This window comes from Methylococcus capsulatus, from assembly GCF_036864975.1.
Taxonomy (GTDB): Bacteria; Pseudomonadota; Gammaproteobacteria; order Methylococcales; family Methylococcaceae; genus Methylococcus.
In genome coordinates this window covers 539846-557728 of record NZ_CP104311.1, presented here as the reverse complement: position 1 = coordinate 557728, position 17883 = coordinate 539846, and the positions used below count along the sequence as shown (strand labels likewise).

Annotated in this window: 17 protein-coding genes and 2 pseudogenes; 11 read left to right on the top strand and 8 right to left on the bottom strand. The window is 63.1% G+C overall.

Features of this window, described 5'->3' with window-relative positions:
* From prfB to N4J17_RS02550, 5 genes are all read right to left on the bottom strand, one after another.
* A protein-coding gene (gene prfB, locus N4J17_RS02570; RefSeq protein WP_198322338.1) for a peptide chain release factor 2 occupies positions 1 to 1099 on the bottom strand; the annotation gives its coding sequence in 2 pieces (ribosomal slippage) (positions 1 to 1023 and positions 1025 to 1099; 1098 coding nt in all).
* 88 nt (positions 1100 to 1187) lie between these two features.
* On the bottom strand, positions 1188 to 1700 hold the full coding sequence (locus N4J17_RS02565) for a Csu type fimbrial protein (RefSeq protein WP_198322337.1): 513 nt from the start codon (positions 1698 to 1700) through the stop codon (positions 1188 to 1190).
* On the bottom strand, positions 1697 to 4045 hold the full coding sequence (locus tag N4J17_RS02560; protein WP_198322336.1) for a fimbria/pilus outer membrane usher protein: 2349 nt from the start codon (positions 4043 to 4045) through the stop codon (positions 1697 to 1699). The genes N4J17_RS02565 and N4J17_RS02560 overlap by 4 nt, the downstream gene beginning before the upstream one ends.
* Complete coding sequence (locus N4J17_RS02555) at positions 4002 to 4817, bottom strand: fimbrial biogenesis chaperone (protein WP_232470332.1); 816 nt, start codon at positions 4815 to 4817, stop codon at positions 4002 to 4004. Before N4J17_RS02555 ends, N4J17_RS02560 begins: the two co-directional genes overlap by 44 nt.
* A gap of 30 nt (positions 4818 to 4847) precedes the next feature.
* Positions 4848 to 5393 carry a Csu type fimbrial protein gene (locus tag N4J17_RS02550; RefSeq protein ID WP_198322335.1) on the bottom strand — a complete coding sequence of 182 codons (546 nt, stop codon included), beginning with the start codon at positions 5391 to 5393 and terminating at the stop codon, positions 4848 to 4850.
* A 385-nt stretch (positions 5394 to 5778) separates the two neighbouring features.
* Between N4J17_RS02550 and N4J17_RS02545 the strand changes: the two genes are divergently transcribed.
* Positions 5779 to 6051, top strand: a complete 273-nt coding sequence (locus tag N4J17_RS02545; protein ID WP_198322334.1) for a hypothetical protein — start codon at positions 5779 to 5781, stop codon at positions 6049 to 6051.
* Between the two features lie 61 nt (positions 6052 to 6112).
* Positions 6113 to 6829, top strand: a complete 717-nt coding sequence (locus N4J17_RS02540) for a HugZ family protein (RefSeq protein ID WP_198322333.1) — start codon at positions 6113 to 6115, stop codon at positions 6827 to 6829.
* Between the two features lie 6 nt (positions 6830 to 6835).
* Here N4J17_RS02540 and N4J17_RS02535 read toward each other — a convergent pair whose 3' ends face one another.
* Positions 6836 to 7540, bottom strand: a complete 705-nt coding sequence (locus N4J17_RS02535) for a retropepsin-like aspartic protease family protein (RefSeq protein WP_198322332.1) — start codon at positions 7538 to 7540, stop codon at positions 6836 to 6838.
* Positions 7541 to 7813, bottom strand: a complete 273-nt coding sequence (locus N4J17_RS02530; protein ID WP_198322331.1) for a DUF3862 domain-containing protein — start codon at positions 7811 to 7813, stop codon at positions 7541 to 7543.
* A gap of 153 nt (positions 7814 to 7966) precedes the next feature.
* Here N4J17_RS02530 and N4J17_RS02525 point away from each other — a divergent pair, with 153 nt between their 5' ends.
* The 9 genes and pseudogenes from N4J17_RS02525 to N4J17_RS16555 all read left to right on the top strand — a co-directional run bounded on the left by N4J17_RS02525 (position 7967) and on the right by N4J17_RS16555 (position 16261).
* The gene (locus N4J17_RS02525) at positions 7967 to 8665 is read left to right on the top strand and encodes an SIMPL domain-containing protein (RefSeq protein WP_198322330.1); all 699 of its coding nucleotides are present in this window, start codon (positions 7967 to 7969) and stop codon (positions 8663 to 8665) included.
* A 43-nt stretch (positions 8666 to 8708) separates the two neighbouring features.
* Positions 8709 to 9698 (top strand): FtsH protease activity modulator HflK, encoded by a 990-nt coding sequence (gene hflK / locus N4J17_RS02520; protein WP_198322329.1) that lies wholly within the window; start codon positions 8709 to 8711, stop codon positions 9696 to 9698.
* Positions 9695 to 10657 (top strand): protease modulator HflC, encoded by a 963-nt coding sequence (hflC, locus tag N4J17_RS02515; RefSeq protein WP_198322328.1) that lies wholly within the window; start codon positions 9695 to 9697, stop codon positions 10655 to 10657. The genes hflK and hflC overlap by 4 nt, the downstream gene beginning before the upstream one ends.
* Before the next feature lie 223 nt (positions 10658 to 10880).
* Entirely contained in the window at positions 10881 to 11477 is a 597-nt protein-coding gene (locus N4J17_RS02510) for a TetR/AcrR family transcriptional regulator (RefSeq protein WP_198322327.1), read from the top strand.
* A gap of 58 nt (positions 11478 to 11535) precedes the next feature.
* Positions 11536 to 12537, top strand: a pseudogene (locus tag N4J17_RS02505) (selenium-binding protein SBP56-related protein); the annotation flags it as partial.
* Between the two features lie 140 nt (positions 12538 to 12677).
* Positions 12678 to 13013 (top strand): annotated as a pseudogene (locus tag N4J17_RS02500) (IS3 family transposase); the annotation flags it as partial.
* Between the two features lie 129 nt (positions 13014 to 13142).
* Positions 13143 to 14600 (top strand): transposase, encoded by a 1458-nt coding sequence (locus N4J17_RS02495; protein ID WP_198322326.1) that lies wholly within the window; start codon positions 13143 to 13145, stop codon positions 14598 to 14600.
* Between the two features lie 270 nt (positions 14601 to 14870).
* Positions 14871 to 15749 (top strand): polysaccharide deacetylase family protein, encoded by an 879-nt coding sequence (locus N4J17_RS02490; RefSeq protein WP_198322325.1) that lies wholly within the window; start codon positions 14871 to 14873, stop codon positions 15747 to 15749.
* Between the two features lie 146 nt (positions 15750 to 15895).
* On the top strand, positions 15896 to 16261 hold the full coding sequence (locus N4J17_RS16555) for an MFS transporter (RefSeq protein ID WP_370525835.1): 366 nt from the start codon (positions 15896 to 15898) through the stop codon (positions 16259 to 16261).
* A 255-nt stretch (positions 16262 to 16516) separates the two neighbouring features.
* Here the strand turns inward: N4J17_RS16555 and N4J17_RS02485 are convergent, their stop codons facing one another.
* On the bottom strand, positions 16517 to 17830 hold the full coding sequence (locus N4J17_RS02485; protein ID WP_198322324.1) for an IS1380 family transposase: 1314 nt from the start codon (positions 17828 to 17830) through the stop codon (positions 16517 to 16519).
* Positions 17831 to 17883: the final 53 nt, after the last annotated feature.

Below are 17883 nucleotides of genomic sequence, written 5' to 3'. Positions count from 1 at the left end.
TTACAGGCCGCTCTTCAGGCTGGCTTCGATGAACATGTCCAGGTCGCCGTCGAGCACCGCCTGGGGGTTGCCGGTTTCCACGTTGGTGCGCAGGTCTTTGATGCGCGACTGGTCCAGTACGTAGGAACGGATCTGGTTGCCCCAACCGATGTCGGACTTGGAGTCTTCCAGTTTCTGCTTCTCGGTGTTGCGCTTCTGCATCTCCAGCTCGTAGAGCTTGGCGCGCAACTGCTTCATACACCAGTCGCGGTTGGCGTGCTGGGAACGCTGATTCTGGCATTGCACCACGATGCCGGTTGGGACATGGGTGATGCGCACCGCCGATTCGGTCCGGTTGACGTGCTGCCCGCCGGCGCCGCTGGCGCGGTAGACGTCGGTGCGCAGATCGGCCGGGTTGATGTCGATGTCGATGTTGTCGTCGATCTCCGGTGAGACGAACACCGAGGAAAACGAGGTATGGCGGCGGTTGCCGGAGTCGAAAGGCGATTTCCGCACCAGCCGGTGGACGCCGGTTTCGGTGCGCAGCCATCCGTAGGCGTATTCGCCTTCGAAGCGGATGGTCGCGCTCTTGATGCCGGCGACTTCGCCCGGCGACTCTTCCACCAGTTCGGTCTTGAAGCCCTTGCGTTCGCCCCAACGCAGGTACATGCGTTCGAGCATCTGCGCCCAGTCCTGGGCCTCGGTGCCGCCGGAACCGGCCTGGATGTCCAGGAACGCGTTGTTCGGGTCCATTTCGCCGGAGAACATGCGACGGAATTCCATTTCGGCGATCACGCTTTCAAAGTGCGCTAGATCCGCGGCGACCGCATCGATGCTGTCCTCGTCGTTTTCCTCGACCGCGAGCTGGAGCAGCTCTTCCGCGTCGTTGAGGCCGGCCGCGATCTCGTTCAGCCGGTTGACCACGCCTTCCAGTTGGGTCCGTTCCTTGCCTAGCGCCTGGGCACGTTCCGGATTGTCCCAGATCTTCGGGTCTTCCAGTTCGCGCAGGACTTCGGTCAGGCGTTCCTGTTTGGCTTCGAAGTCAAAGATACCCCCTAAGAGCGTCCTGGCGGCTCTTGAGGTCTTTGATCTGATTGTAGAGAGGATTGAGTTCGCGCATCGCGGTAATCCGTTGAAAAACTTTGCATTCTACTACAATGGTTAAAGCGTCGCAGTAGTCAGAATCTTCGGTTTGTGCTCCCGACGTTTCAATACGTCAGTGTGATGGTGACGGTGTCGGTGTAAGTGCCGGCGTAAACGTCCTGGAGTGGAGGGATCAGACCGTAAATATTGTGGATCACCTGTTGTACCGGGCTGGTGGGGTTCAGCAGCAAAGTGCCCCGCAGAGGGAATGTGCCGCCGCTTCCATCGCCCCAGATCGTCACCCTGGCCGCGTCCAGATACAGGTTGTAGCCGAGCGATCCTTTGCTGCCCAGCATCTGCCGGGGGTTGTAACTGCCGCCGAGGCCACGGCTCAGCGCCACCGTGTATTGGACCCGCTGTGTCTGCTTTACGTTCTTGAGCTCGCAAGTGACCCCGACGGTGCCCACGCCAGAGCTGTTGGGGTTGGAGTCCGTGGGATCGTAGATCGTTTGCGGGACGCTGATATTGCCAATGTCGCACCGGTACGGTTCCGCACCCGACATTCCGGGACAGGCCAGCAGGGAGAAAAGCAGGGCTGCTGGCCGCCATTGGCGGCCTTTCCAAATATCGTGGTTCATCGGCGGACTCCCGCGCAAACGAATTTTCCCAGGTCCGGCAGTATCTCTGCTGATTCCGGATAATCGGCTACGATCGTGCATCGCTTTCCGTTCCATTCGACTTTCATCTCGTTCCGGGGAGACAACCCCGTCAGGTAGACCTCTCCGTTCATGCCGACGGGAAATACATCCGCGACCCCTTCCACGGTGACCGTCGCCCCGACGGGGATCGGTTGGCCGTCCTCCAGCAGGATCGTCAATGTCGCCCCGCGCGAGCGCCGGATGGGGAAGTCCACCACCACGCCACTGCGGAAATAAGGCGTGACCGGCAAGGAGAGGGTTCCGATTTGTGCATCCATCGGCAGGTCTTCATCCTCGACCCTCACGTTGTTGACGTCGTAGGCCCGCAGGCGCGGCAGTACCACGTACCCTTCGTCGTCGGTCCGGCCGATCAGCTGATTGTCCGCATAGACCCTGACATCCTTATAGTCGCCCACTTTCGCGATGGCAAAGCTGTCCTGGATTTGCCGCGACAGGAACGGATGGCCTTCGATGAGGCCGATACCCCCCGAGCCGAAGGCGCGTTCGGCGAAGTCTCCCTGGGAATGTATGACTTCTGCGCTGAACAGTCCGAAGGCGGTCTGGGCCGTGAGTTGCGCGGCCTGGCGGTCGTTGGTGCCGGCGTCCAGCCGGTAACCCCACCCCGGTCCCCAGCCGGGGGAATGGGTCAACTGGGCATCGAATTCCAACTGCGTGGGCGAGCCTTGGGTGCGGGTCGCCCGCGCGTTGGCCGTGGCATAGGTCCGCTCGCCCAAAGGCAGGGTGAAGATCGCCGCGACCTGGGCGTTCTCGAAGTCCGATCGGGTATAGTTCGCCGCCAGGGTCAGGGTCAGTCCTCCCCAGAGGTTCTGGGTGTAGGTTGCCACATACGTGTCGACATGGGGCCGGTCGAAGTAATTGGCCGAGCCGTAGCGGAGGGAAACGCTCGATCCACCGGTGAGGGTGAAGCCGCAGAAGGCATCGCTCAGTTGCTTGGGGGCGAACTGGCCCTGTTCGATGCCGAGCTGGGTGAAAGCCTGGCTGGCGAAATAGGAACTGGCGCCGTAGCTGAAGGCTTCGCCCTGATGCATGAAGCCGAGGCCGCCCAGCCCTCCCCAGCCCCGGCCGCCGCTGACGCCCAGCGCCGCATCGACCACGCCGTAGGTGCCGACCAGGAACGAGCCGCCGGTCGCCACGGTGGCCTGATCGCGGACCACCTGTCCGTGCAGTTCTCCGGTCAGCCAGGAATTCAGGCCGCGCCGGTAGGTGGCGCTGCCGAAGGGTGCGCCGTAACTCATGCTGTCGGTGCCGTAATAGCGGCGCAGGAAACCGGCCTCGTAGGAGAAATCGACCAGCCCTTCCCTCAGCAGGGTCCTACCGACATAAAAGGGCTGGGTGATCACCTGTTCACGCCCGAGCAGATCGCGCGCCACGACGCGGATTTCGCCGCTGCCGTTGGCGGAGGGCAGATCTTTGATTTGAAACGGCCCGGCGGGCAGGCTTTGCTGGTCCACTAGGAGGTTATTCATAAAGATGTCGAGGTGCGAGGCTTCGGTCAGACTGCCCGCGACGGCCGGCTGCGGATACCGGTAGAAGCGGGGCTGGAGGCCGAAATTGGTGGCGTACTGGATGCCGGCGAAGCGGGCCTGGTAGCCGCGCTGCCAGGGACGCACAATGGTGTCGCCCAGCTGCAGGCTGGCCATGTTCTCCGGGTCGTCCACGAGCCAGGTGGTGTACAGGCGGGTGAGCTGGAGTTCCGAGCCGGCTTGGGCGCTGGTGTGCCGGGCGAGGAAGGCGGAGGTGCCCAGGCCGTAGCGGTTCGATATGCCGATTTCCAGCGCGCCGCCCTGGAAATCGCCCTGGGGCGAGTGCATGAGGTTGAAATCGTAGTTGAGGAAGCCTGCGAAACTCGTCCGCTCCGGCTTGGGCTGAGTCAGGTGGCTGCTGGCCTGGGCCACCGTGGCGGCCAGCAGCGAAGGTTCGACTTTGAGCACCAGGATCTGTCGGGTATCGTCGATGCGGGCCTCGAGGATGCCGGGATTCGCCAGCAGCAGGTAATCCAGGCCGTCGCGCGCCAGGGTCTGGCCGCGGGGCAGCCGCAGCCGCCAGCCCTGCGCTTCCTTGTCCGGCACGTACAGCGTTCCGCCCCGCCCGCGCAGCACCACCGTCCCTTCCGAGACCTTTTCCCCGTTCAGCTCGACCGCCAGCACATGTTCCTCCCAGTCCGCTTCGGGTTCGGCGGGGCTGGATACCTGAGGCTCCCCCGGCTGGGATGATACTGATTCAGTTCCGAAAGGCTGCTCCCGCGGGTGGGCCGTGACGGGCATCAGGAGCAGCAGGGATAGTAGCGACGACCGGGGCAGGAACACTCAAGGCATTGCCACATCGCTTTCGAGGGCGCCCGCGCTGGTGGATGCCCGGACATGGGCCGGCCCGGATTCGGTCCCCAGGATGCCGGGGGGGGAAAGTCCAGCTCTGCCGGCTTCCCGGAGGTAACAGAATCGTGCCGCTTTGTCCCACTGGCTTCCCCGGCGTTCCGCCGATGAACAATTCGTAGACGGCCTGGAGGGCCGAGCCCTCGTTCCGCGCGGTGATTTCCAGGTCGCCGCCGGGGCGTCTGGCTCCGCTCCACACGATCCGCGGCGGGGCGGGAGCCGCGGGCTGCACCAACACCGGCAGACTGACCCGTAAGGCAAACTGTACCCCTTTGAATCCGGCCTGGGGCGGGGGCGGTACTTCCTCGACGAACAGCCGGTACGTCAGCATGCTGCGGGGGTCTGCGGGCCGGCGCAGTCCTACCCGGAGCACCTGGGACCCGCCCGGCGCCACCGTGGCGATGGGCGGGGTGACGATCAGATCCCGGGTCGGGGTATGGCGGTCCTCGTTGCCCTCGCGGGTCCAGGCGACGACGGAATTCTGGATGACGAGCTTGTCTTTGCTCTCATTTTTCACGGTCACGGCCGACGCCGGTTTGGCAGTGCTCAGCTCGATGCGGGTGGGAGCCACATCCAACTGGCTGGCGGCAAGCTGAGCAGATGCGCAAAGGCAAGCGGCCAGTAGCGGCGTTAGCCGCCTGGCCGCGAATGGGGATGAAATCATCGAGCCACGATGCCTCCTTGCGCCGGCTTATCAGAAGACTACGGTTACGGTGACGGTATCTGAATAGCTTCCGGCGGGCACGTCCTGCCCGGCAGGAATCTTGCCGTAGACGGTGATGTTACTATAGTTGTTGGAGCTTGCGCTGTAAGAGTACGCATTTCCCCCTGTGCCCGTGGTGCAACCCCACACGGTGCTGAAGCTGGAATCCTGATAAAGCGCATACTGGAGCTGATCGGTCCCTTGTTTCATGTATCGTACGGGAGTTCCGGTGCAGTTTGCGCCAGTGCCCGTGCCCGGGCCCATGGTGATGGAATGGGTCGAGCCCTTCGTGCATTTCACCTGGATCTGGCCGTTGTTTGCCGTTGCATCCGTCGTGTCTGTGGGGTCGTAATCACCGAAGCTCAAGCCTGTGGTGGTCGAGTCTATCTTGCACTTGCTGGCTACGGTCGCTGTTACGTTGAGGCTTGCGCTTGCGTCCGCTTTCGCGGTTCCTGGGCCGGCAAGGAAAAAGGCTATGGCCAGGCTCGCAAAGCCGGCTGTACGGCGGAGGAACGCGTGTTTCGATAAAGTGTTCATGACAGGACTCCTAATTGATGGTTTCTATTGGCTTACAATTGTTCGCCCGCCGCTTGAGAATGTTCTTTTGCTGCGGCGAGAGCGGATAAGACACCTCTTATTTTGGCTTTTCACAGACAGTGCTGGAAGGCTTGCGATTCGCTATATTGAACCGAATTAAAAAAAACTCTGTGACGCGTGTCAATAATAAAATGCACTGCTATTAAACAGTTAGGCGGCACGCGGCGTGGTGCGCGTCCTCATTGGAAGGGTCTGGCTCGGGACTGTCCGCAGCGGAACAGGCGTGATAGCCAAAAAAAGTTGGCGGCCTGCAGAGCTTTGGGAAGGCGGGTTCGGGTGTTATCTTTGAATCGGTCTGGGGAAACTGGCCGATTGTGGAGCTGGCATGGCTAAGGTGACTGTGACTCGATGCGACGATTCGACCTTCGACGTAGTGGTGGAGGACGCCGCCATGACTTCGCATACCGTGACGGTCGATCCATCCTATGCGGCCCGGATCGCAGGGGCCGCGGTGCCGGTGGAGGTGTTGGTGCGGCGGTCCTTCGATTTCCTGCTGGAACGGGAACCGAACACCGCCATCCTGCGGCGCTTCGATCTTTCCGTGATCGGGCGTTACTTCCCCGAATATGAGCGGGTGATACAAGGTGTGTTGCCGTAATGGCTGTCAGATGTTCCCTTTCCCAGGGCGGAAGGGGTCAGGTTGAGGATGGATTTGGACCATGGCGGAATCGGACGAAATCGGAACGGAAGCACGCGCGTTGCTGAATCAGGCCTATGATGGCGTGCTTTCCACGCATTCGGCGGATATGCCGGGCTATCCTTTTGGCTCGGTGATGCCGTACTGTCTGGATCGGGGCGGTGTGCCCGTCATCTACATCGCCAACATCGCCCAGCACACCCGGAACATCCAGGCCAATCCCAAGGTTTCGCTGATCGTGCTCGACCGCAGCGTCGGGGACGTGCAGACCAATGGCCGGTTGACTCTGCTCGCGGACGCGCAGCCCGTGCAGGAGGACGAAGTGGATGCGGCCGAGCGCTATTTCTCCTTTTTTCCGGACGCCCGCCGTTTCCACAACACCCATTCCTTCGCATTCTACCGCCTGCTTCCGGTGCGCCTGCGCTACATCGGCGGTTTCGGCCGTATCCACTGGCTGTCGCCGGATCGCGTATTGCGGCCCAACCCCTTCCGGGCGGAGGAGGAGCGGGCGATGCTGGAGCACATGAACGCCGACCACCGCCAGGCGATGCGCAGGTATTGCGAGGCGGCGGGCGTGTCTCTCGAGGCCGGCTGTGAACCGTCCATGGTCGGGATCGACGGGGAAGGATTCCACCTCCGGGTGGGGACCAGAGTGGCGCGCTTCCCTTTTCCCGCCCCTGTTTCCACGCCGGCCGAGGTGAGGGCGGCCCTGGTGGCGATGGTGCGCTCCAGTCACTGAGGCGGGTTATTTCGCCAGGAGCACGATCTCGTTGCGTTCGTCGTCGATGGTGAGGCGGAACCGGTTGAGAAAGCTCATGCCCAGCAGCATCGCGCCGTTGAGACGCTTGTCGGCGATGAAGCTGACCGGGACGTTTTCGGCGGAGGCGGGGCCAACAGTGACGGAGGGAAGCACGCCGATCTTGGTGTGAACCTGGCCGCTCGCGGTCTGGCTGATGCCGGCGGAAAGCCCTTCGGCATCGAATCCCAGGGGGGTGATCATCGAGGTCGGCAGCACCACGGTCGACGCGCCGGTGTCGACCAGGACAGACACGGTTTGTGTAACCCCGTTCGGGCCGACCAGGATGGCTTCCACCTGGTGGTGGGCGCCGATGCGAAGGGTGGAAATGGTCGAGCTCTGGGGTTTCCCGCTGCGGGCGGTGCCGGTGATGACCAGCCGTTCGATGTTCCCCGGCCGGCTTTCCGCCAGGATGTAGTTGTAGCCCTGCAACAGGGTCTGCAGGCGGTCTTTGATGGTGCCTTCGGCGCTGCGGGCTGGTTCGGCGCCCAACCGTTCGAGCCCTTCGGCCGGGAATCCGTTGTCCCGCGCCAGTGCATGGATCTGATCCGCCAGCCCAGCCGCTTCGGCGCTAGCGGGCGAGAGCCCGAAAATCGCGCATGCCAACAGATAGGGTCCGGCTATCCCCGGCCAGGGGGCGTGGGGGCAAGCCATTCAGAGGCCGGTGTTCGAATAGAACAGTATCTTCTCGCCCACGAACTGCACGCTGATGGTTTTGGGGTCTTTGCCCCAGACGCAGCTCTTGACCGAAACCACGGACTGACAGTTCTCCGGCTCACCCAGCAGCTCGACCACCTTGGAGTATTCCATACCGATGGCGAGCTTGTCGTAGTTCTCGCGGGTCACCTTGTTTTCGCAGGCCGCCAGGATCAGGCCGAGTGCAACCGGCAGCAGGGCGTGTGTCAGGCCACGCAGGCGTTGCTTCATAATCGTCACGTCCGGAAGTGGGAGAGAGATGGGGTTCGATGATCCCTTAAACGGTCCCGCGGAGGCAAGCGGTGCAATCCGCGATGACTTGCCGCATACTGCCTTCCCCCGACCCTGCCGGGCGTCGTGATAGAAACCAAGGAGGAGCTTGCCGTGAAAGTGCGAATCCGCATGTTGGCTGTCCTGTTGGCGTTGTCGATGCTCTCCGTCGTGGAGGCGGACGAGCGAGCGCCCTTGACTTACGACCGAATCGATCTCGCGTCCGTGGCTCGGGGTGAGGTCCAGAACGATATCCTCGTCGCCATTCTTTCCAGCGAGATGGAAGGCCCCAAGTCGGCGGCGCTGGCCGTCGAGGTCAACAAGGCCATCGCCAAGGCGGTCGAACGGGCCAAGCAGGTGCCGGAGATCGAGGTCCAGACCCTGGGTTACCAGACCTCGCCGGTCTACCAGAAGGAGCGCATCAGCGGCTGGCGGGTGAAGCAGTCGATCAGGCTGGAAAGCCCCGATGCCGGCAAGCTCGGCGGCCTGCTAGGCGAACTTCAGTCGCAGCTTCATCTCGAATCCGTCGGTTACGAAACCTCTCCACAAAAACGCAAAAGTGCCGAAGACGGCTTGATCAAAGAAGCGCTGGGGGCATTCCGCCAACGGGCCGAGCTGGTGACCCGCGAGCTGGGGCGCAGTCGTTACCGGATCGTCGCTCTGCGGGTTGACACCGGCGGTGCACCCATCAGGCCCATGGCGCTGGGCATGCGCGCCATGGCAGCGGAAGCCGCTGTGCCGGTACCGCTCGAAGCCGGGACGCAGAACATCGAGGTGAGCGTGAGCGGCACGATCGAGCTTCAGGCGGACTGACTCGAGCCGTTTGCCCGGCTGCTCGAATAGACCAGGAGCCGATATGGAAAATTCGAACTCACCCTGGGGGGCCATGGCCAAGCCATTCCCTCGTTCACTGCTGGCTTCGCCTGCCCGCATCGTGCTGGTCGCCCTGGCGCTCCTGGGACTATGGACCGCCTACTATACGATCCCGGCCGAATCCGAAGGCGTGGTGCTCCGGTTCGGCAAATACATCCACAAGGTGCCGCCGGGCCTCCATTTCAAGCTGCCTTACGGCATCGACAGTGTCATCGCCGTGCCGACCCAGCGCCAGCTCAAGCTGGAGTTCGGATTTTCCTCACCGGGTGCGACCAATCCGGATCAGGCCGGTCTGGAGCCCGGCAAGGAACGGACCATGGTCACCGGCGATCTGAATGCGGCGCTGGTGGAGTGGATCGTCCAGTACCGCATCATCGAGCCTCAGGACTATCTGTTCGCGGTGCGCGACCCCGGTCAGACGCTGCGCGACATTTCCGAATCCGTCATGCGCGCCGTCGTCGGCGACCGGACCGTAGATGAGATCATCACCATCGGACGGCAGGATATCGAAGAAACCTCGCTGCAACGGATGCGGGCGCTGGCCGAGCTTTATCACCTCGGCGTATTCATCAGCCAGGTGCAGCTCAAGAACGTCAATCCGCCGGAGCCGGTTCAACCGTCTTTCAACGAAGTCAACCGTGCCCAACAGGACCGCGAGAACGCCATCAACCTCGCCAACGGCGAATACAACAAGGCGGTGCCCCGCGCCCGCGGCGAGGCCGATCAGCAGATCCGGGCGGCGGAAGGCTATCGCTTCAAGCGGATCAATGAGGCGCAAGGCGACGTCGCCGCCTTCAGTGCCGTGCTGGAGCAGTACGTCAAAGCGCCGGAGGTGACACGCATGCGGCTCTACCTCGAAACCATGGGCGACGTGCTGCCCCGGGCCAAGCAGTCGATCGTGGTCGACGAGACAGTGCAGCAGATCTTGCCCATGCTGCCCTTGCCGGCCGCCATGCCGGAGGAAAAGCGATGATCGCCGTAAGACACTGGGTTTCCCTCGTGGCCGCGCTGGTGCTGCTGGCGCTTTATCTGTCCGCCTACACCGTCGACCAGACCGAGCAGGTCATCGTCACCCAGTTTGGCCGGCCGGTAGGTGAGCCGATCACCGACCCCGGCCTCCATTTCAAGCTGCCTTTCGTTCAGCAGGTCAATCGTTTCGACAAGCGCTATCTGTCCTGGGACGGCCCCATGGTCGAGATGTCCACCAAGGACAAAACCTACCTCCAGGTCGACACCTTCGCCCGCTGGCGCATCACCGATGCCATGCGCTACTACCTGCGACTGCGGGACGAGCGCAGCGCCCAGTCGCGGCTGGAGGACATCCTCGGCAGCGAGACCCGTACCGCCATCGCGCGGCACGAGTTGATCGAAGTCGTGCGCAGCGACAAGGATCGCCAGCCCTTGCGGGATGAAGGACTGGCCGCGCAGTGGCCGGAGGGAGGGCTGCGACCGATCCGGGTCGGGCGGCAGCAGATCGAGAAGGACGTGTTCGAGAGTGCAGCCCCCAAGCTGGCGGAATTCGGCATCGAGCTGCTCGACGTGCGTTTCAAGCGTCTCAACTACAACCCGGAGGTGCTCGAACGCATCCACCAGCGCATGATCAGCGAGCGTCTGCAGATCGCCCAGCGTTTCCGGTCGGAAGGCGAAGGCGAGGCCGCTCGCATCGCCGGCAACAAGGAGCGTGACATCAACGAGATCGCGTCCACCGCTTACAAGCGGGTCCAGGAGATCGTCGGCGAAGCCGATGCCAAGGCCACCGAGATTTACGCCAGAGCCTATACTCAGCGTCCCGAGGCCGCCGAGTTCTACCGTTTTCTCAAGAGCATGGAGACCTACCGCAGGATCATCGACCGCGACGCCACCCTCGTCCTATCCACCCGCAGCGACCTGTTTTCCCTGCTCAAGCGTATCGAGGCGGAGCGCAAGCCTTGAGGCACAAACGGCGATGATGAGCGCCGGCCCACGGGGAGCGCGGCGGCATCTCGGCGTATTGTTCGATCGATGGCGGAGATCTTGGGAACCTGGGCATCCGGGAGGGTCAGATGACTCTTCAGGCACTCGGTCTGGGTCGCCCCATTGGCGGACGGACAAACGGCGATATCGGGTCAGGTTTGCATGTTCGCGGAAATGAGACGACCGGTCGTATCATGCCGTCATGACGAAAACCGCGACCAAACAACTGACACGGGAAAGATTGTTGAACGAAGGCGTGGCCTTGCTCATGGAGCAAGGCTATCACGGCACCGGACTGCAGGATATCCTGCAACGGGTGGGCGTGCCGAAGGGTTCGTTCTACAACTACTTCGCCAGCAAAGAAGAATTCGGCGCCGAGGTGATCCGGCACTATATCGAGCCGTTTCTCCTGCGGCTCGACGGTCATCTTCGGGATTCGTCGCGAAATAGCGCCCAATCCCTGCAGGCATATTTCCGTGAACTGATCGAAGAAGCCGGTCGCCGGCGGTTCAAGGGAGGCTGCCTGCTGGGAAACCTGATGGGCGAGATCGGGGACACCAGCGATACTTGCCGCGAGGCGCTGGGGGAGGCTTTGCACCGGCATCGGGACAAGCTGGCGCAAGGCATCGCCCGCGCCCAGGACGAAGGCGTGTTCCGGCGCGACCGGAGCGCCGAAGAACTGGCCGATTGTCTCGTCGATGCCTGGCAGGGCGCTTTGCTGCGAATGAAGATCGAACGTTCCACCCGCCCGCTGGAAGAATGTTGCCGCAACCTCTTGGAGGGATATTTCCAACCTTAAAATTTTTTAGCCGAATCGAGACGACCGGTCATATAACAGACAACAACGAGGTTACGCCATGAAGACATCCATCGTTTCAGGACCACCCATGCGTTTTGCTTCGCCGCTCCTGGTTTCAGTCCTCGTTCTGACCTTTGTCGCGCCGCTGGCCGCAAAGGGTGATGAAACTTGCGCTTCGCCCTACATGAAGAAAATCACCGGTCAGGAGGATTATGTATAGGTCTGGACTCTGGGGGCGGAAGGCGTCGGTGATGAGCAGGACAAGCTGGTCATCGTCGACGCCAACCCGAAATCGCCTCAGTATGGCAAGGTGGTGAGCACGCTTTCGGTGGGCGGACGCAACGAGGCCCATCATGCGGACTTCACCGACGACCGCCGGTACCTCTGGGCCGGCGGGCTCGATACCAGCAAGATCTTCGTGTTCGACGTGCACAGCGATCCTGCCAAGCCCGTCCTCTCGAAGACCCTCACCGACTTCGTGGAAAAGAGCGGCGGCGTGGTCGGCCCCCACACCTTGTACGCCCTGCCGGGACGCATGCTCATCACGGGGCTTTCCAACAACAAGGACCACGGCGGCCGCACGGCGCTGGTGGAATACACCAATGCCGGCGAATACGTCGCTACCCATTGGATCCCGACCGACGGTGACCTGCGCGGGGCGGTCAAGACCGGCAAATACGCTGATGGCTACGATTACGACGTCCGTACCCTGCCCCGCAGGAACCTCCTGGTGACCTCATCTTTCACCAGCTGGAACAATTACATGATGGACTTCGGCAAGATGCTGGCGGACCCCGAGGCCATGAAGCATTTCGGCCACACCGTGGTGACCTGGGATCTGCACACCAAGCAGCCGAAGAAGGTCTTCGACGTACCCGGCGCGCCGCTGGAAATCCGCTGCGCCTGGGGCGAAGCCCACAACTACTGCTTCACCAGCATGGCGCTCACTTCGCAGATCTGGCTGATTTATGAGGATGCCAAGGGCGAGTGGCAGGCCAAGGCCGTGGCCGACATCGGCGAACCGTTCAAGGTGCCGCTTCCGGTCGATATTGACCTGGCTAGACTATCCCGGACACACAACCTGAAATGAGATCATAGAGAGATCGAGGTTGTGTGTTGAGATGAGTGAGAGAAAGCAAGCGAAGAGTTACACCGCGGAGTTCAAGGAATCGGCGGTGAAGTTGGCGGTGGAGTCGAAGCGCCCGCTGGCGCCGCCGGCCCGGCAAGGGCCTGCTGGTGCATTCGGATCGCGGCAGCCAGTACGCCTCAGGCCGCTTCCAGGCGCTGCTGAAGGACCAGGGCTACGTCTGCAGCATGAGCCGCAAGGGCAACTGCTGGGACAACGCACCGGCCGAGAGCTTCTTCCCTACCCTCCAAACGGAGCTGATCCATCAGCGCCGTTTCGAGACCCGGGAGCAAGCCAAGCAAGAGATCTTCGAGTACATCGAAGTGTTTTATAACCGGCAGCGCAAGCATTCGACACTCGGTTATCGAACGCCTGCCGAGTTCGACACACTGCACCGAAAAGCTGCCTGACCTTGTGTCCGGAAAACTCTTGCCAGATCAGAAATCCCGTGCGCCGCGTCACAAACCGAAGCAGCGAACCGCGCCGCCGCTGGAGGCGCGCCAATACTTACGGGAAGTCCATGCCCTTTTCCGTAAGCCATGCCGGCCGTTGCCGCCTGTCGCCACGATTTACCCCCGCTCGTCCCGCCGACGGTCTATCAGCCCCGGCGGCCGGAGCGGACCGCGGCGTATCAGGCGGTGCAAGGTCATCTGGAGACCTGGCTGCACCTTGCGCGCAGGAGCGAGCCGGACGGCGATCCCATTCCCGCCCACGTCGAGCGGGAGTTCCGCCAGTACCTGACCTGCGGCATCCTGGCCCACGGCTTTGCCCGGGCGCGTTGCGCGGACGGCGGGCATGACTTTCTGGTCGCGTTCTCCTGCAAGGGCCGCGGGGTCTGTCCCTCGTGCAGCACCCGGCGCATGGCCGAAACCGCCGCGCATCTGGTGGATCACGTGTTCCCCGAGGTGCCGGTGCGGCAGTGGGTCCTGTCGCTCCCGAAACGGCTGCGGTACTTCCTCCATCACCACGCCCACCGGGTCAACCCGGTGCTGCGGATCTTCCTGGCCGAGGTGGAGACGGCGCTGCGCTCGTGCAGTCCCGACGCGCCGAACGCTGCCCGTTTCGGTGCGGTGACGTTCGTCCACCGTTTCGGCTCGGCACTGAATGCCAACCTGCACTTCCACTGCTGCGTCATCGACGGCGTCTTCAGCGCGGAAGCGGAAGGGATCCGGTTTCACCCGGCCTGCCTGAGCGAGGCCGCCATCGCCCGCGTCCAGCCGCAGACCCGGCGGCGGGTGCGGAAGCTGTTCGAGCGTCGCGCGGTGTTGCCGGAAGAGGCGACGGAGTTGATGCTCGGGTGGGAGCACAGCGGAGGGTTCTCTCTCCATGCCGAGGTCTGGGTACCCGCCTGGGACCGCGCCGGTCTGGAACGGCTGTTGCGCTCCTGTGCCCGGCCGATCTTCGCCGGTGAGCGGCTGGCCTGGGTCGAGCCCGATGAGCGCCTGATCTACCCCCTCCCCAAACCGCGCCCGGAGGGACAAACGGACCTGTACCTGACGCCGCTGGAATTCCTCGATCGTCTCGCCACCCTGGTCCCGCCTCCCCGGAAACACCGCCACCGCTACCACGGCGTATTGGCACCCCATTCACCCCTGCGCCCGGCGGTGACGGCGTACGCGGGCTTGCCGCTGGACCGCCCGGCCCCGCCCGTCACGCCACCGGCGCCGAAGACTCCGGCCGAGCCGAAGCGCGCCTCGCCGGCCGCGTACCTCTGGGCCGTCCTGCTCGCCCGCATCTATGCGGCGTTGCCTTGGATCTGCCCCGAGTGTGGCAGCCCCATGCGACTCATTGCGGCAGTGACCGAGCGGGAACCGGTGCAGCGGATCCTCCGCCACATCGGCGAACCCGCGCTCCCGCCGCCAATTTCACCGGCCCGTTCCCCACCCGAGGAACAGTCCTTCGACTGGGATCAAACCTCCGGCGATGAATCGGCAGGCGGTGAGCCGTCCTTCGAACCGCCGCCGGAATTCGAGTTTGATCAAACCGTCAGTTGGTAACCGGTTCGCTGCCAATACCCCACGCCGCCTCGCTCGCCGAGCAGGGCGCAGACCCTCTTGCGCCGGCGCCGGTTCGACCCCACCCAAAGGTCGTTGCGGACGCCTTCGGACGACGCACTTCCCCCGCCCGAGGCCGTCCGAGGCCCGAAATGGTCCCCCACGCTCCTTAGCTGATCGACCCAAATCGTTGACAAGTCCTCACCACGGGCGCATCCTCCATTCCCAATGGGCGGCGGCGTCCATTGAAATTCCTATCCATACGACCCGCGGATGACCCGGCCCCTCAAGACCCACGGCCGCTACGAGTACAGCGCGATCATCCGTCGCCCGGACTATTCCTGGCCGGACGGCGCGCAGCTCGCCGTCTACCTCGGCTTCAACGTCGAGCACTTCGACTTCGGCGGCGGGCTCGGCGCCGCGCTCGGCCCGCGCTGCCCGGAGCCCGACGTGCTCAACTACTCGTGGCGCGACTACGGCAACCGGGTGGGCGTGTGGCGCTGCCTCGAGCTGTTCGAGGAGCTGCGGCTGCCGCTCGGCGTCCTGATCAACACCGCGCTGTACGACTACTGCCCCGAGGTGGTCGCGGCGTTCGTTCGCCGCGGCGACGAGCTGATCGGCCACGGCCGCACGAACTCCGAGCGGCAGGGGGAAATGACCGAGGCCGAGGAGCGGCGGCTGCTCGAAGAGTGCCGCGATCGGATCGCGAAGGAGTCGGGGGTCCGTCCGGCGGGCTGGCTCTCGCCGTGGATCTCCGAGAGCTTCGTCACCCCGGATCTGCTCGTCGAGACCGGCTATCGCTATACGCTCGACTGGTGCCACGACGACCAACCGACGCGCTTCGCGACGCGCTCCGGCCCGTTGTGGTCGATCCCGTATCCGCAGGAGCTCAACGACATTCCGATGATCGTCGCGCGCCAGATGGACGCCCGCGACTTCGCCGACCTGATCGTCGACAACTTCGACGAGATGCTCGCGCAGAGCCGGCATCAGCCGTTGGTGATGGGGATCGCGCTCCACCCCTACATCGTCGGGCAGCCCTACCGCCTGCGCCACCTCCGGCGCGCGCTCGTGCACGTCGCGGGCCGCGCCGGGGTCTGGTTCACCACCCCGGGCGCGATTTGCGCGCACGTGGACGCGCTGCCCGGTTGAGCACACGCGCGGCGATTCGCGAAGCCGGCGAGCGAAACGGTGGACGGCGCTCGCGCGGTCGCGGCGAAGACGCGCCGGGCGCCATCGTAAGTCGCTGATTACACGATCACTGCTCGGCCCGCCTCGCCGGTGGGGCGGCCGCGTCGATCGGCGCATCTGCAGGCCGGGGCTGCCACACTTCTCGGCGTGATACGCTTATTGCGGATCTCGCGTCGCGCCTGAATCCCGCACGTCCCGCCGGTTCGATTGGAGCGGGCCAGGCGCTCATCGAGATTCCCTCCACCACGCTGCTGGCGGAACATACGAAGGAAGCGGAACGAGGCCGGGCCTACGCCGCGTATTTCGCGCTGACCCACGCATGCTGGCTCGTCACTTACCCCGCCATCGGGCACGGAGTAAGCAGGCTCGGGGCACCGTTGCCATTTACCTTGGCCGGGGCGGTCTGCCTGTTGATCGCTATCGCCGCGATCCTTTCACGGAAACCCCATTATGATCATGTACATGAACCTTAAGCTGGCTACAGCTTTTCCCTGAATCTCCGAAAGGCCGACCACAGCGTCAAGTCGTAAGCTATCTTCAGCAGTCCACAGGCCACTAACCCGGATATTTCATCACCTCACCACACGACGCCTACAAAACCGAGCATGGTGCTGACCGGAGGGTCGTCAACGGCGATTGGGCGCGATTTGGGGTCAATGGGTGAACCAATAGACAGACTTCCCCCTACCCCTGGGGTGTCAGCGTGCCCGGGGCGCACTCCGCTGAGCCTATCCGGATGCAAAGCGTTCGGCCACACGCCAGAAGAGGTCTTGCCAGGGGTAGGCATCAGGCAGGAGGAATCGGATGCGGCGGGTATTGCGTAGAACCACGCCGCCGACTTTGAGGAGCCTGACTCGAAGGGTTGCGCACTGGGCAGACGCCAGTTCGGGACCAGCGAGCCCGAGGCGGCGGAGGGTCTCCAGCAGAATATAACCGAGCGAGGCCAGGAGCAGACGGAACTGATTCGCCCACCAATGATGGCAACTGGTGCGGTCGGCGAACAGGCCCAACTGCTGCTCCTTGATCCGATTCTCCATGTCTCCTCGAGCGCAATACACGTCCTCGTAGAGCGCTTGAGGTTCTCCCTCCCGATTCGTGACCAGAAACCGGGGGTTCTCGCCCTTCGGGCCGTGCTCGGCTTTGACGATCACCCGGCGTGGATGTTTCCAGGTGCCGGCGGCATAGGCCATTTCGCCAAAGACCCGTTGTTTTTCGGACTGAGCCGCAAACCGGGCCTGCGCTTCCTGCCGCCAGGGTTCGGCCTGTTTCATGAGCCGGGAATTTTTAGCCAGACCCACGAGATACCCCACCCCGTTCCGCTCGCACCAGCCCAGAATCCGCCGCCGACAAAAACCGGAATCCGCGCGGAAGAGGAGAGTCACTTCGGGCCAGACGGCGCGAAGCCGTTGCACCAAGCACTTCAGGATCGCCCCAGCATGCCGAGCCGCGTCGATCTTCGACGGGCGAAGATAGGCAACCAACAGCTGATTACCGCAGAACACGTAAAGAGGCAAAAAGCAGTACTGGTCATAGTAGCCATGAAAGAATCGCCCCTCCTGAGCTCCATGAACCGGATCGTCAGTGGCATCGAAATCCAGAATCAGCCGATCCGGTGGTGTCTCGAACGAGGCGATGAATGGCTCCAGGAAAACCTCATGGATCACCTTGGCCGTCAACCGATCCATGCGGTTCTCCAACCGACACAACGTCGGGCTGGACGCTCCCGGTGACACCCGTTCGCAGGACGTCTGCAAGGCCAGGTCATGGCGCCAGGTGTCATGATCATCGAGGTCTTCATAGCCTTGGCACAACCCATACACCCGTTGTCGAAGCAAGTGCAGCAGAGAATGGCGGCAGCGGTTCGGATCACGAGGGTCAGGCAGGCGCTCGGCCACACGCTGCAAAAGACCGATCCGCCGATCAACCTGCCGCAACAACAGCACGCCCGCATCGCTGGTCACGTCGCCTCCCTCGAATTTCACTTCCACCCAGCGACACCCCACCGGCGCAAACAGCTCAATTTGTTCGGTACAATCTGTCACGGTGGAACCTCCTCTAATTCAACTTAGGCGCTTGAATTTTAAGGACTTTCAGG